We start from the raw sequence: 13,303 nt of genomic DNA on the forward strand, positions 1-13,303 counted from the left end.
GAGCATGGGTCTACTCAATCTTTTCAGGCGCAGCAAAACCTTCAGGCATGGTGTGCACCCCATGGACCATAAGGAGCAGACGGCGCACCTGGCGATCAGGCGCCTGCCGTTCGCCCCGAAGATATACGTGCCGCTGGCCCAGCACATCGGCGCGCCGGCCGTGGCGCTGGTGAAGCCGGGGCAGGAGGTGGTGCGCGGCGAACCGATCGCCGAGGCGGGGGGCTTCGTCTCTGTGCCGATGCACGCCCCGGTGACCGGCATCGTGCGCGCCATCGACCAACTGGTGCCCACGGCGGCGGGTCCCAAGACCCCGGCCATCGTGATCGAAACCTACGAGGCGGCGACCCAGGAGGTGCTGTACGGACTGGATCGGGATCTGAATGCACTCACGCGCGAGGAGCTGATCCAGGCGGTGCAGGCCAGCGGCATGGTGGGGCTGGGCGGAGCCGCCTTTCCCAGCCATGTGAAGCTGCTGCCGCCGCAGGGGAAGGCGATAGAGACCCTGATCATCAACGGTTGTGAGTGCGAGCCCTATCTCACCTGCGACCATCGGGTGATGCTGGAGCAGACCGACCGGCTGATCAACGGTATTCGCGCCATGCTGCGCGCCACCGGAGCCCGGCGGGCGATCATCGGCGTCGAGGACAACAAACTGGATGCGGTGCGGGCGATCCGCGAGAAACTGCCCGCGGGAGAGACGATCAGCTGCGAGGCGGTGGAGACCAAATATCCCCAGGGGGCGGAGAAGATGCTGATCAGCAGCCTGCTCAACAGGGAGGTGCCCTCCGGTGGGCTGCCGGTGGATATCGGCGTGGCGGTCTACAACGTCGGCACCCTGGCTCAGCTGGGCGAACTGATACCGCGCAGCCGCGGCCTGATCGAACGGGTGGTGACGGTGTCGGGTCCCGGGGTCGGCAAACCGGGCAACTACCTGGTGCCCATCGGCACGCCGTTGCGCTTTCTGATGGAGCAGGTGGGGTCCAGCTCCGCGGCCAATGAAGTGATCGTCGGCGGACCCATGATGGGCATGAGCGTGGCCTCGCTGGATGTACCGGTGACCAAGGGCGTCTCCGGTGTGGTGGTGTTTGAAAAAACGGCGGAGGATCAGCAGCAGCACACGGTGCACCCCTGTATCAAGTGCGGCGCCTGCCTGGATGCCTGTCCGATCCATCTCAACCCATCCATGCTGGGCCAGCTGGCCGGCGCGCGGATGTATGAGACGATGGCCTCCGACTACCACCTCAATGACTGTTTCGAGTGCGGTTGTTGCAGCTATGTCTGTCCATCGAATATCCCGTTGACCCAGTATTTCCGCATCGCCAAGGCGGTGAATCGGGAGACCAAGGCGATCGCGGCCTGATCGGTTTGAATGTCAGGTAAATAGTGGTGGGGAAGGGGAGTCGTTCCCGTGGCGTTATCCGCCAACCCTGAGTTGTGAACGGGACCGGAAGCCCCTGCAGAGTAGAGCATGAGTAGAAAGCAGAAAAAAGTTGTCGAGATCCGCACTTCCCCCCATCTGAAGAAGGCACTCTCCGTCGAGCAGATCATGCGCAACGTGGTGTACGCGCTGTTGCCGATTTGCGCCTGGTCGGTCTATCAGTTCGGCATCAGTGCCCTGGTCCTGATCCTGGTGACCACCCTCTCCGCCATCCTCACCGAGTCCCTGTTCTGCCGGCTCTCGGGGCGTCCCAACAGCGTCGGGGACTTCAGTGTCGTCATCACCGGCCTGCTGCTGGCCCTGACCCTGCCGCCCGGCTTTCCGCTGTGGATGGCGGCGGTGGCCGGTTTTATCGCCATCGGCCTGGGCAAATCCCTGTTCGGCGGCCTGGGCTATAACGTGATGAACCCGGCGCTGGTGGGGCGCGCCTTCGTGCAGGCGGCCTTTCCGGTGGCCATCACCACCTGGACGCCCGGCTTTTTGCCGGGACGTTTTCTGGAGTTTATTCCCTCCAGCCTGGCGCTACCCTTCATGTCGCCCGTGAATACCGGCGACTGGGTGAGGGCGAATGCGCCGGATGGCTTTACCGGCGCGACCCCCCTGGCGCTGCAGAAGTTCGAATACATCACCACCGGCAGCCTGGATCTGCTGGCCGGTAGCGTGTCGGGTTCCGCCGGAGAGACCTCGGCCTTGTTGATCCTGGTCTGCGGACTCTATCTTGCCGTGCGCAAGATGATGGATTGGCGTATCCCGGCGGCGATATTCCTGGCCGCCACGCTGGTGTCCGGCCCGCTGCACCTTATGAATCCCGAGGTCTATCCCTCGCCGCTGTTCGTGATCCTGTCCGGCGGCCTGATGCTCGGCGCCATGTTCATGGCCACCGACATGGTGATCTCGCCCATGACGCCGCGCGGGGTCTGGCTCTACGGTGGTGTGATCGGCCTGCTGACGGTGCTGATCCGCCAGTTCGGCGGCCTCACCGAGGGGGTAATGTACGCCATCCTGGTGGCCAATGCCCTGTCGCCGTTGATCGCCTCGGTGACCCAGCCGCGAATCTTTGGTGCTACCAGGGGCGCGACCAGTAAAGAGGCGGAGTCATGAGTAGTACTGAACAGATCCAGACCCGGCCGCAGACGCCTGGTCTCGCTATGCTGCGCACCCTGGGCGGGGTGGCCATGCTCTCCGGCCTGCTGGTGGTGCTGGCGTTCCAGTTCACCCAGCCGCTGATCGAAGAGAACAAGCGCATCGCCATCGAACAGGCGGTCTCCCGGGTGATACCGGGGGTGGTCAGCAAGAGGGACTTCATCCTCGGTGCCGAAGGTCTGTTCGCGGCGGATGCGCCGGGCGCCAAGGGAGAGAAGATCTATGCCGCCTACAACGGCGACGGCAAGCTGCAGGGGATTGCCCTGGAGGCGGCGGCCACCGGTTATCAGGACGTGATCCGTATCCTTTACGGCTACAACCAGGACTGTCAGTGCGTCACCGGCATCAAGGTGTTGAAGATGGCCGAGACCCCGGGGCTGGGCGACAAGATCGCCTTCGATCCGGAGTTCCTGAAGAACTTCGAGGCCCTGGACGGACGGCTGAACGGACAGAAGAGCGGCCTGGAAAATCCCATCGTCACCGTCAAGCACGGCGGCAAGCGGGAACAGTGGGAGATTGATTCGATTTCCGGTGCCACCATCTCCTCCAAGGCGATCGGTCGCATGATCAATGCCAGCGGGCAACGCATGTTCCCGCTGATCATCCAGCACCTGGATGAGCTAAGAAGCGGACGGGAAAACTGAGGTAAAACACATGTCGGTACTGCCCAATAAACAGGAGAAGGTGACCCTGGACACCTTCATGCGGGGACTCTGGGAGGAGAACCCGGTATTTGTCATGCTGCTCGGACTCTGTCCGGTGCTGGCGGTGACCAACTCCACCATGAATGCCATCGCCATGGGCCTGGCCACGCTGTTCGTGCTGGTGGCCTCCAGCACGCTGGTGTCGCTGTTACGCAAGATGATCCCCAAACAGGTGCGCATCGCCACCTACATCATCATCATCGCCACCTTCGTCACCATTGTCGATTACGTGATCCAGGCGATCAGCCTGGACCTGTACAACGCCCTGGGCGCCTTCATCCAGCTGATCGTGGTCAACTGCGTGATCCTTGGCCGGGCCGAGGCCTACGCCTCCAAACAGAAGCTGGGGGCCGCGGTCGTCAACGCCTTCGGCATGGGCACCGGTTTCACCATCGCGCTGCTCTGTCTCGGCACTGTGCGTGAACTGCTGGGTGCCGGCACCATTCTCGGGGTACAGATCTTCAGCAGCAACTTCGAGCCCTGGGTGGTGATGATCCTGCCGCCGGGTGGTTTCTTTGTGCTGGGGGCCTGGTTACTGCTGTTCGACTATCTGAAACAGCGCAAGGAGCAGAAGCTGCTCAGCGCGGAGGGGGCCGTGGCCAATGGATCCTGATTCACTCATATTCATCTTTCTCAATGCGGCGCTGATCAACAACTTCGTGCTGGCGCTGTTCCTCGGCCTCTGCCCCTTCCTCGGGGTGTCGGCCAAGAGAGAGACCGCCTGGAACATGGGGCTGGCGACCATGTTCGTGATGCTGGTCAGCTCCATCTCCGCCTACGGCATCAACTGGGTGCTGGTGAAGTTCGAGATCGAGTTCCTGCGCCTGATCTGTTACATCGCGGTCATCGCCTCCGCCGTGCAGCTGGTGGAGATGACGGTGAAGAAGTTCAGCCCCGGCCTGTTCCGGGCGCTGGGTATCTTCCTGCCGCTGATTACCACCAACTGCGCCATTCTCGGCCTGGCCCTGTTCCAGACCTTCCGCGAGTATGACTTTTTCCAGTCGCTGGCATTCAGCAGCGGTGCCGGTGTCGGCTTTACCATCGCCCTGATGCTGATGGCGGGGCTGCGCGAGAAGCTGGCGCTGGCGAAACTGCCCAGTGTCAGCCAGGGTGCCGCCATGAGCCTGATGCTGGCCGGTCTGCTGTCGCTGGCGTTTATGGGTTTTGCCGGGTTGGGGGGATCCCATGCTTAAGGTACTATTGGCTGGCGCGGTCATCATGGGCGTGCTGGTAGGCTGGATCCTGGTACAACAGATGGCGCGCGAATTCGCCCGTCGCCATCCGGAGTTCGGGCCCTACCAGGAGAAGCGGGGATGTGGCGGCAACTGCTCATGCAGTGGTGGTTCCAGCTGCAGGAAATAGTATCTGGAACAAACCGCGTGGTGCGGAGGTAAGCATGAGTGAAACCGAACTGGGACCGGCGGTGGTGGCCGAGGTCGTCGAGAGCCGGCGCATCACCCCGGAATCGACCGACGAGGTACGGCAGATCGTGCTGCGGGTCAATGAGCCCTCGTTCCGCTATTACGAGGGCCAGTCGGTGGGTGTGGTGGTGCCGGGCCCGCACGCGTTCGGCAACAAGTACCATATGCGGCGCTACTCCATCGCCAGTGACCGTAGCAGTTCACGAGAGGAGAGCGTGGAGTTTTCCATCCTGGTGCGGCGCTGTTTCTATATCGATCCGGTGAACGGCGAACGCTATCCCGGTATCGCCTCCAACTTCCTCTGCGATGCACGGGTCGGTCAGATGCTCTCCGTCACCGGCCCCTATAAAAGCCCGTTTACTGTCCCCTCCGACAATCGTGCCAATCTGCTGATGATCGGCGTCGGTACCGGGATTGCCCCGTTCCGCGCCTTCATTCAGCACATCTACCGCCAGCGGGGGGGCTGGAAGGGGCAGGTGCGACTGTTCTACGGCGCCCGCAACGGTGTGGACATGCTCTACATGAACGATCACAACAGCGATCTGAAAGAGTATTTCGACGAGGAGACCTTTCTGGCCTATAACGCCCTGGCCAACCGTCCCCTGATGAGCGATACCGAGGCACTGCAGCAGTCGCTGGATCTGCATGTGGAGGAGGCCTGGTCGCTGATCCGCCAGCCCGACACCTATGTCTGTGTTGCCGGACTGGCCAAGGTGCAGCAGGCGCTGGACCGGGTCTTCGGCGCCGCCGCCGGTTCCAGCGAAAACTGGGAGGCAATCAAGGCAGAGCTGGTCCGGCAGGGGCGCTGGTCGCAGCTGTTGTACAGCTGACCGGCTATCGACTTAACCAGTCTGTCGCGCCAACTGCCAGATTATCTTGTGTTTTTGCGGGAAAGGGCTAGAATGGCGGCCTTCACGCACTCCGGTCTGCGTAACCCCATCGCGGTAACACCTTCAGGAACACCTCGATTCAATAACTTTCATAGTTTTGCCTAGGCTGGCCCCATGATGGGTAGGCATTCAGGAGCATTTATACCTATGTCGTTTGATTCACTCGGCCTTTCCGCCGAACTACTCCGTGCTGTCTCTGAACAGGGTTACACGGAACCGACGCCGGTACAGCGTCAAGCCATCCCTGTGGTACTTGAGGGAAAAGATATTCTCGCCGGTGCCCAGACGGGCACGGGCAAAACCGCCGGCTTCACCCTGCCGCTGCTGCAGTTGCTGAGCCAGCACTGCCAGGGCAAGGGGCGGCGCCCCATCCGCGCCCTGGTGTTGACACCCACCCGGGAACTGGCCGCGCAGGTCGCGGAGAGCGTCGAGACCTACGGCCGGCATCTGCCGCTGAAATCCACGGTGGTCTTTGGTGGTGTGAAGATCAACCCGCAGATCGAAAAGCTGCGCCATGGCGTGGATATCCTGGTGGCGACGCCGGGACGGCTGCTCGATCATGCCCAGCAGAAGACCCTGGACCTCTCCCACGTGGAGATCCTGGTGTTGGACGAGGCGGACCGGATGCTGGATATGGGCTTCATCCACGATATCCGCAAGGTCCTGGCGATGTTGCCGGCAAACCGGCAGAACCTGCTGTTCTCCGCCACCTATTCGGAAGAGATCAAGGTCCTCGCCGACAAACTGCTGAACGCTCCGGTGCTGATCGAGGTGGCGAGACGCAATACTGCCGCGGAGAAGGTGGAACAGCGGGTCTATCCGGTAGATCGCGAGCGCAAGCGGGAACTGCTCTCTTTCCTCATCGGCTCGCGCAACTGGCGTCAGGTACTGGTGTTCACCCGGACCAAGCACGGTGCCAACCGGCTCGCCCAGCAGCTGGAGAAGGATGGCCTGAGTGCGGCGGCGATCCACGGCAACAAGAGCCAGGGGGCACGTACCCGGGCCCTGGCCGGCTTCAAACAGGGAGAGGTGCGGATTCTGGTGGCCACCGATATCGCCGCGCGCGGACTGGATATCGATCAGTTGCCCCATGTGGTCAACTACGAGCTGCCCAACGTGCCGGAGGATTATGTGCATCGGATCGGCCGCACCGGGCGTGCCGGCAACAAGGGCGAGGCGATTTCACTGGTGTGTGTGGATGAACATCGGCTGTTGCGGGATATCGAGCGGGTGCTTAATCGCGAACTGCCCCGCGAGACCCTGCCGGGCTACGAGCCCGATCCCAGTATCAAGCCGGAGCCGATCATGAATGGCCGCAACGGTGGCGGTGATCGTGGCCGTGGCCGGCAGCAGCAGGCGCCGCGTTCACGCGGCAATGGTCAGAAGGCGCAGCCCCATAAAGAGCAGCGGGTCAGGCGTGAACAGTCCGCGCCGGTGACGGCGAAGGCGGGTGACGGCACCACGCGGGCCAAGCCCAACGGGAATCAGCGTCCGTCGGCGCCCAGAAACCAGGGCGAGTCGACGGGGGCGGTACCGAGTGGTGGAAGACGCCCGCGGAACCGCCGCGACCGGGCAGCCCTGCTGGGGGGCTGAACCACCGCGGAAATCCCCGGCAGTGCCGGGGGACTCTTCATAACGGCTGGCGAGAATAAAGATTCTTTCCCGATTCGGGGCCGAGTAGTAGCCGCCAGCACGGAAGGTCCTTCGGTCACCTCCGGTGACCAGCCGTCTGAGATCAGGAGTGGCTGCCGATCCGGATGCTCAGCGGCCAGGCCACCGAACGTTCCCTCTCGGGGTCGCCCCACCGCTGCGACAGGGCGGAGCGGATCTGTTCCAGGGGGTCATCGCCACGCTCCTGAATCCTCCGCTGTACCGCCGACCAGGTGCCCAGATAGCCCAGCAGCTGGGACAGGTTCCAGCTTGCGGTCATGGCGAACTCCGGAATTGCCGGTGCCGGGTCGAAGGGGAAGGGGAGGTCGGCATAGCCCCGCTCCACCTGTTCCCGCTCCGCCGGCCAGTAACCCCGCAACGTGTCGTGGTACAGCCGGTCGATAATTGGATCGATGCCGGGATCTATTTCCAGCAGATTGTAGCTCCAGACCGCAATCACCCCGCCGGGTTTCAGTACCCGTTTTACCTCGTTGAAAAATGCCACCAGATCAAACCAGTGCAGTGCCTGGGCGACCGTGACCAGGTCGACGGAGGCGGCGGCCAAGCCGCTCTGTTCCGCCGGCGCCACCCGATAATCGATATTGCCGCGGCGGGTGGCCGCGGCGATCTGGCTGCTGCTGGCGTCGCTGGCGATGACCCGGTCAAACCAGGCGGCCAGCTGCAGCGCCGCCTGGCCACTGCCGGTGGCGCAATCCCAGGCGGTGTGCCGGGACCCGCTCAGGGAAGCCAGATATTCGAACAGAGCCGGCGGGTAGCCCGGCCGGTATTGCGAATAGGCCGTTGAAGCCTTGGAAAAGTGATCCTTGAAGCCGCTTTTCATGGTGAACACCGATCGGTCCTGTATTCGGATTCGGCTGGGAAATGCCCGCCGAATATGGGAAAATCCACATTCTCGTGATTTCGTCAACGGTCCGCATTGATCGCTCAGTCCCTAAACATCGAGTATCCGGGTACATGAAACTAAGAGTCGCCATCAATGGTTATGGCCGCATCGGCCGTTGCATTCTGCGGGCCTTGTATGAGTCCGACCATTTTCGCCGCCATATCCAGATCGTCGCCATCAATGAGCTGGCCGATCTCGAAGTGGTGACCCACCTGACCAAGTACGATACCACGCACGGGCGTTTTCCGGGAACGGTGGCCCGGGATGAGCGCCATCTGCTGATCGACGGTGACAAGATCGCACTGCTCTGCGAGCCTGACCCCGAGTCACTGCCCTGGCGTGCGCTGGAAGTCGACCTGGTGCTCGAGTGCAGTGGCGTGTTCAAGAGTCGCCAGGATGCCGAACGGCATATCGCCGCCGGCGCCGGCAGGGTGCTGTTCTCCCACCCGGCGGAGCCGGACGTGGATGCCACCATCGTCTATGGCGTCAATGATCACCGGTTGCGGCCGACCGATAGCATCGTCTCCAATGCCTCCTGTACCACCAATGCTATCATTCCGGTACTGAACGTCTTGCAGGAGAGCTTCGGCATCGAGTGTGCGCTGATCACCACGATCCATTCCGCCATGCACGACCAGCCGGTGATCGATGCCTATGACAAGGATCTGCGCAAGACCCGTTCCGCGCTGCAGTCGATCATCCCGGTGGAGACGGGCCTGGCCAGAGGCGTGGTACGGATCCTGCCTGAGCTTAACAACCGGGTGCATGCCCAGGCGATCCGCGTCCCCACCATCAATGTCTCGATGATGGATCTGTCGGTGGAACTGGAACGGCCGGCCACCCGCCAGGAACTCAACCAGGTGCTGAAGGCGTTGAGCGAGACGCAGGGGGGGCGGCTGTTCGGTTATATCGAGGAACTGCTGGTCTCCTGCGACTTCAACCACGATTCCCGCTCCTCCATTGTGGACAGCAACCAGACCCAGGTGTGCAATCATCATTTTGCCAAGGTGGTTACCTGGTTCGACAATGAATGGGGTTTCGCCAACCGCATGCTGGATACCGCCATCGCCATGGCGCACGGTCCGCACTTGAATCCATAGTTCAACGGAAAACAGATGACCCAGCAACGCACGGTATTTTATGTCTCGGAAAGCACCGGTATCACGGCGGAGACCCTGGGGCACAGCCTGATCTCGCAATTCGAGCAGACCATCGAGTTCAAGGCCATCTATATGCCGTTCATCAACACGATCGAGAAGGCCAGAAAACTGGCCAAACAGTTCGACATGGTGGCCAAGCGGGACGGCGCCCGCCCGATCGTGTTCGCCACCATGGTGGAGTATGAGACCCGGGTTATTCTGAAACGCTCCAATTGCCTCTACATCGAGCTGTTTGACACCTTTATTGCACCGCTGAGCCGGGAGCTCGGGGTCAATCCCTCCGGCAAGACCGGTCTCAGTCACGGTATGACCAATGGCGACAGTTATGAGGACCGGATGGATATCATCAACTTCGCCATGGTGAACGATGATGGCGCCCGGCTGGACAAGTATGACCAGGCGGATGTGATCCTGGTTGGGGTTTCGCGTTCCGGCAAGACCCCCACCTGTCTCTACCTTGCCATGCATTTCGGCATCAAGGCCGCCAACTATCCGCTCACCCCGGATGACTTCGAACAGAACCAGATCCCCGACGACCTGCTCAAACACAAGGATAAGCTGGTTGCCCTGACTATCGATCCGCCACGCCTCAACCGGATCCGCGAGGAGCGGCGGCCGGGCAGCGACTACGCCTCGCTGAAGCGCTGCGCCTCGGAGGTGCGGCAGGCGTTGACGATGTTCAGGAAGCACAACATCTGGGTGCTCGATACCACCACCCACTCGATCGAAGAGGTCTCATCACGCATCGCCAAGGCGATTCGATCGCGCTGACGAAAATCCTGAAGGGGAAAGAAAAAACTACTACACTGGTGACTCATGGGGGGTGCAGAATGTCTCGGCGGCAGACAATATCAAGAAAACCGCGCAGATAAAAAATACTTTGGCATTCCATAAAAATTACTGATTGTGCGGCGTAATTTTAAAAATCATAATGAACTGTTTTTATTAATAAATTACCCCTTTCTTTGGGGTTTTTCTGAAAGCTGAATAATATGAAAATTGGGGTACCTAGAGAGACACGTCAAGGGGAGACGCGAGTTGCTTCCACGCCTGATGTGGTTAAAAAACTGGTCGCCAAGGGCTTTACCGTGCTGCTTGAACAGGGCGCGGGGGAAGCGGCGCATTTTACCGATGCGGAGTACGGGCAGGCGGGTGCCACCCTGGTGGACCGGGCCGCCGCGCTGGCGGCCGATATCGTATTGAAAGTACGCAAGCCGAGCCTGGAAGAGATCTCCCTGATGTCGGAGGGCGCGGTGCTGGTCGGGTTTATCGAGACCTGTGAAGAGGACGACACCCTGCGTGCATTGTTCGCCAAGCATATCCGGCCGCTCGCACTGGAACGGGTACCGCGTATTTCCCGGGCCCAATCGATGGATGCGCTCTCTTCCCAGAGCAACATCGCCGGTTATCGTGCGGTAATCGAGGCGGCCAATCGGTTCGGGCGTTTCTTCCCGTTGATGATGACCTCCGCCGGCTCGGCCAAACCGGCCAGGGTGGTGGTGCTGGGTGTGGGGGTGGCCGGCCTGCAGGCGATCGCCACAGCCCGCCGCCTCGGCGCGGACGTATACGCCTACGATATCCGCCCGGAGACCCGGGAGCAGATCCTTTCCCTCGGTGCCAAGCCGATCGACCTGGATATCGGCGAGAGCGGTGCCGGCGAAGGCGGCTATGCGAAGGAACTCTCGGATGAGGCAAAGGCTAAACAGCAGCAGTTGCTGGCCGACGAGCTGAGCAAGGCGCATATCCTGATCACCACCGCACTGATTCCCTGCCGTCCCGCCCCGCTGCTGGTGACCGAGGAGGTGGTGAAGCGGATGCGCGCGGGATCGGTGGTAGTGGATCTCGCCGCGGAGACCGGCGGCAACTGCCCGCTGACGGAAAAAGATCAGGTGGTGAGCAAGGAGGGGGTGATCCTGGTGGGACACACCAACTATCCCGCCATGATGCCGACGGATGCCAGCGCCTTCTATGCCAAGAATATCGCCAATCTGCTCGATATCATGGTCACGCAGGAAAACGGCACCCCGGTGCTGAACGATCTCGATCAGGATGAGATTACCCAGGCGGCACTGGTCAGGCCTGAATCCGGATAGTTGTTGGACGCTGTCATCGGGGAGAGGCGACCAGCGGATCGTCGTTATCGGCCTGACGGCTGGCCGAAGCGCCGACCGCGTATATGAAACAGATCCCACCACGCCCCATGCCGCACGATTGGAATTTTACAGGAGGGCAGTCAGATGCCTGATACATTGGTAGCACTCTACGTTTTTGTGCTCGCTTGCTTTATTGGATATTACGTCATCTGGGGCGTTACCCCGTCACTACATACGCCGCTGGTGTCGCTCACCAACGCCATCTCGGGGATCATCATCGTGGGGGCGCTGCTGGTTACCGGCCTGGAAGAGGCGAGTACCGCGGCGGAGATCATGGGGTTCTTTGCGGTGCTGCTGGCCTCGATCAATGTGTTCGGTGGCTTCCTGGTGACCAATCGCATGCTCGCCATGTTCAAGAAGAAGAAATAAGGGAGCCCGTTTGCAATGCAGATCTCAGCCAATTATCAGGCGCTCGCCTATCTGGTCTCCGCCATTCTGTTCATTTTTGCCCTCAAGGGATTGACCCATCCGGCCACCGCCCGGCGCGGTAATTATTACGGCATGGCCGGCATGGCGCTGGCCATCATCGCCACCCTGGTCGGTGCCGAGGTGCAGTCATACGGGTTCATCATTGCCGGGGTCGCCGCCGGGGCCGTGATTGGCGCCGCGCTGGCAGCGAAAGTGAAGATGACCGCCATGCCCCAACTGGTGGCGGCGCTGCACAGTTTCGTCGGTATGGCGGCGGTGCTGGTGGCCATCGGTACCTATGTCAACCGTGCGGCCGCCGGCACCCTGAACCCGGTACTGATGACCGAGCTGGCGGTCGGCATCGTGATCGGTGCCATCACCTTCAGTGGTTCGGTGATCGCCTTCGGCAAGCTGCAGGGCATCATCAGCGGCAAGCCGGTGGTGTTCAAGGGGCAGCACCTGCTGAATGCCGCCATGGGTCTGGCCATTGTCGCCTTCGGCGCGCACTTCGGCATGACCGAGAGTGTGGTGTCGTTGACGCTGATGACCCTGTTCTCCTTCGTGCTCGGTTTCACCCTGATCATACCGATCGGCGGCGCCGATATGCCGGTGATCATCTCCATGCTCAACAGCTACTCCGGCTGGGCGGCGGCGGCCACCGGCTTTACCCTGCAGAACAACTTGCTGATCATTGTCGGCGCACTGGTCGGTTTCTCCGGCGCCATCCTCTCCTACATCATGTGCCGGGCCATGAACCGCTCTATTATCAATGTGGTCTTCGGTGGCTTCGGCAGTGACTCCTCCGGGGGTACCTCCAGCGCCGCGGCCCTGGCGGTGGAGAAGGGGGTCCGTTCCGCCTCCGTGGAGGATGCGATCTACTGGATGGAGGATGCCGGCAAGGTGATCATCATTCCCGGCTACGGCATGGCGGTGGCCCAGGCCCAGCACGCTCTCAAGGAGTTTATGGATCTGCTGATCGAGCGGGGCGTGGAGGTGAAGTTTGCCATCCATCCGGTGGCGGGGCGTATGCCGGGCCACATGAATGTGTTGCTGGCCGAGGCCGATATCCCCTATGATCATGTGCTGGAGATGGATGAGATCAATCCGGAATTCCCCACCGCCGATGTGGCCCTGGTGGTGGGCGCCAATGACGTGACCAACCCGGCGGCCAAGACCGATCCGACAAGCCCGATTCACGGCATGCCGATCCTGGATGTCTCCAAGGCAAAACAGATCTATGTGATCAAACGCTCCATGAATCCCGGTTATGCCGGTGTTGACAACCTGCTCTATTACCAGGACAACTGCGCACTGATCTTTGGCGATGCCAAGGCGGTGTGCGAGGGGCTGGCCAGTGCGCTGAAGGGTGGGGGGCATTGAGCTACACAATCACCGGCTCGTCCCGCAGGTAGGAAGGTAAGCCATAACACCT

At 61.3% G+C, this 13,303-nt stretch carries 14 protein-coding genes; 13 read left to right on the forward strand and 1 reads right to left on the reverse strand.

All coding sequences use genetic code 11. The annotated features are described in order from the left end of the window. Positions 1-4: 4 nt before the first annotated feature. The 8 genes from rsxC to rhlE all read left to right on the forward strand — a co-directional run bounded on the left by rsxC (position 5) and on the right by rhlE (position 7,189). Positions 5-1,360: an electron transport complex subunit RsxC gene (rsxC, locus tag O9K64_RS18460; RefSeq protein ID WP_275099577.1), complete on the forward strand. Its 1,356-nt coding sequence runs from the start codon at positions 5-7 to the stop codon at positions 1,358-1,360. A 108-nt stretch (positions 1,361-1,468) separates the two neighbouring features. Then, complete coding sequence (locus tag O9K64_RS18465; RefSeq protein WP_275099578.1) at positions 1,469-2,539, forward strand: RnfABCDGE type electron transport complex subunit D; 1,071 nt, start codon at positions 1,469-1,471, stop codon at positions 2,537-2,539. Then, positions 2,536-3,225 carry an FMN-binding protein gene (locus O9K64_RS18470; RefSeq protein ID WP_275099579.1) on the forward strand — a complete coding sequence of 230 codons (690 nt, stop codon included), beginning with the start codon at positions 2,536-2,538 and terminating at the stop codon, positions 3,223-3,225. The genes O9K64_RS18465 and O9K64_RS18470 overlap by 4 nt, the downstream gene beginning before the upstream one ends. A gap of 10 nt (positions 3,226-3,235) precedes the next feature. Continuing rightward, positions 3,236-3,898 carry an electron transport complex subunit RsxE gene (gene rsxE / locus O9K64_RS18475; RefSeq protein ID WP_275099580.1) on the forward strand — a complete coding sequence of 221 codons (663 nt, stop codon included), beginning with the start codon at positions 3,236-3,238 and terminating at the stop codon, positions 3,896-3,898. Beyond that, on the forward strand, positions 3,888-4,478 hold the full coding sequence (locus O9K64_RS18480) for an electron transport complex protein RnfA (protein ID WP_275099581.1): 591 nt from the start codon (positions 3,888-3,890) through the stop codon (positions 4,476-4,478). The genes rsxE and O9K64_RS18480 overlap by 11 nt, the downstream gene beginning before the upstream one ends. After that, positions 4,471-4,647 carry a hypothetical protein gene (locus O9K64_RS18485; protein WP_275099582.1) on the forward strand — a complete coding sequence of 59 codons (177 nt, stop codon included), beginning with the start codon at positions 4,471-4,473 and terminating at the stop codon, positions 4,645-4,647. The genes O9K64_RS18480 and O9K64_RS18485 overlap by 8 nt, the downstream gene beginning before the upstream one ends. A 34-nt stretch (positions 4,648-4,681) precedes the next feature. Beyond that, on the forward strand, positions 4,682-5,536 hold the full coding sequence (locus O9K64_RS18490) for an oxidoreductase (protein WP_275099583.1): 855 nt from the start codon (positions 4,682-4,684) through the stop codon (positions 5,534-5,536). Positions 5,537-5,743: 207 nt separating this feature from the next. Beyond that, positions 5,744-7,189, forward strand: coding sequence for an ATP-dependent RNA helicase RhlE (gene rhlE, locus O9K64_RS18495; protein ID WP_275099584.1), 1,446 nt, complete (start codon positions 5,744-5,746; stop codon positions 7,187-7,189). A 142-nt stretch (positions 7,190-7,331) separates the two neighbouring features. Here rhlE and O9K64_RS18500 read toward each other — a convergent pair whose 3' ends face one another. After that, a complete protein-coding gene (locus tag O9K64_RS18500; protein WP_275099598.1) occupies positions 7,332-8,087 on the reverse strand; it encodes a class I SAM-dependent methyltransferase in 756 nt (251 codons plus the stop codon). A gap of 134 nt (positions 8,088-8,221) precedes the next feature. Here O9K64_RS18500 and gap point away from each other — a divergent pair, with 134 nt between their 5' ends. The 5 genes from gap (at position 8,222) to O9K64_RS18525 (ending at position 13,251) form a co-directional block, all read left to right on the forward strand. Beyond that, positions 8,222-9,250, forward strand: a complete 1,029-nt coding sequence (gene gap, locus O9K64_RS18505; protein ID WP_275099585.1) for a type I glyceraldehyde-3-phosphate dehydrogenase — start codon at positions 8,222-8,224, stop codon at positions 9,248-9,250. Positions 9,251-9,265: 15 nt separating this feature from the next. Beyond that, positions 9,266-10,081, forward strand: coding sequence for a pyruvate, water dikinase regulatory protein (gene ppsR / locus O9K64_RS18510; RefSeq protein ID WP_275099586.1), 816 nt, complete (start codon positions 9,266-9,268; stop codon positions 10,079-10,081). A 221-nt stretch (positions 10,082-10,302) separates the two neighbouring features. Further along, positions 10,303-11,403: a Re/Si-specific NAD(P)(+) transhydrogenase subunit alpha gene (locus O9K64_RS18515; protein WP_275099587.1), complete on the forward strand. Its 1,101-nt coding sequence runs from the start codon at positions 10,303-10,305 to the stop codon at positions 11,401-11,403. A gap of 144 nt (positions 11,404-11,547) precedes the next feature. After that, positions 11,548-11,832 (forward strand): proton-translocating transhydrogenase family protein, encoded by a 285-nt coding sequence (locus O9K64_RS18520; RefSeq protein ID WP_260295481.1) that lies wholly within the window; start codon positions 11,548-11,550, stop codon positions 11,830-11,832. Positions 11,833-11,847: 15 nt separating this feature from the next. Next, positions 11,848-13,251, forward strand: a complete 1,404-nt coding sequence (locus O9K64_RS18525; RefSeq protein WP_275099588.1) for an NAD(P)(+) transhydrogenase (Re/Si-specific) subunit beta — start codon at positions 11,848-11,850, stop codon at positions 13,249-13,251. Positions 13,252-13,303 lie beyond the last annotated feature (52 nt).

It is taken from the genome of Sedimenticola hydrogenitrophicus (assembly GCF_029017505.1).
In the GTDB taxonomy this organism is placed as follows: domain Bacteria; phylum Pseudomonadota; class Gammaproteobacteria; order Chromatiales; family Chromatiaceae; genus Sedimenticola; species Sedimenticola hydrogenitrophicus_A.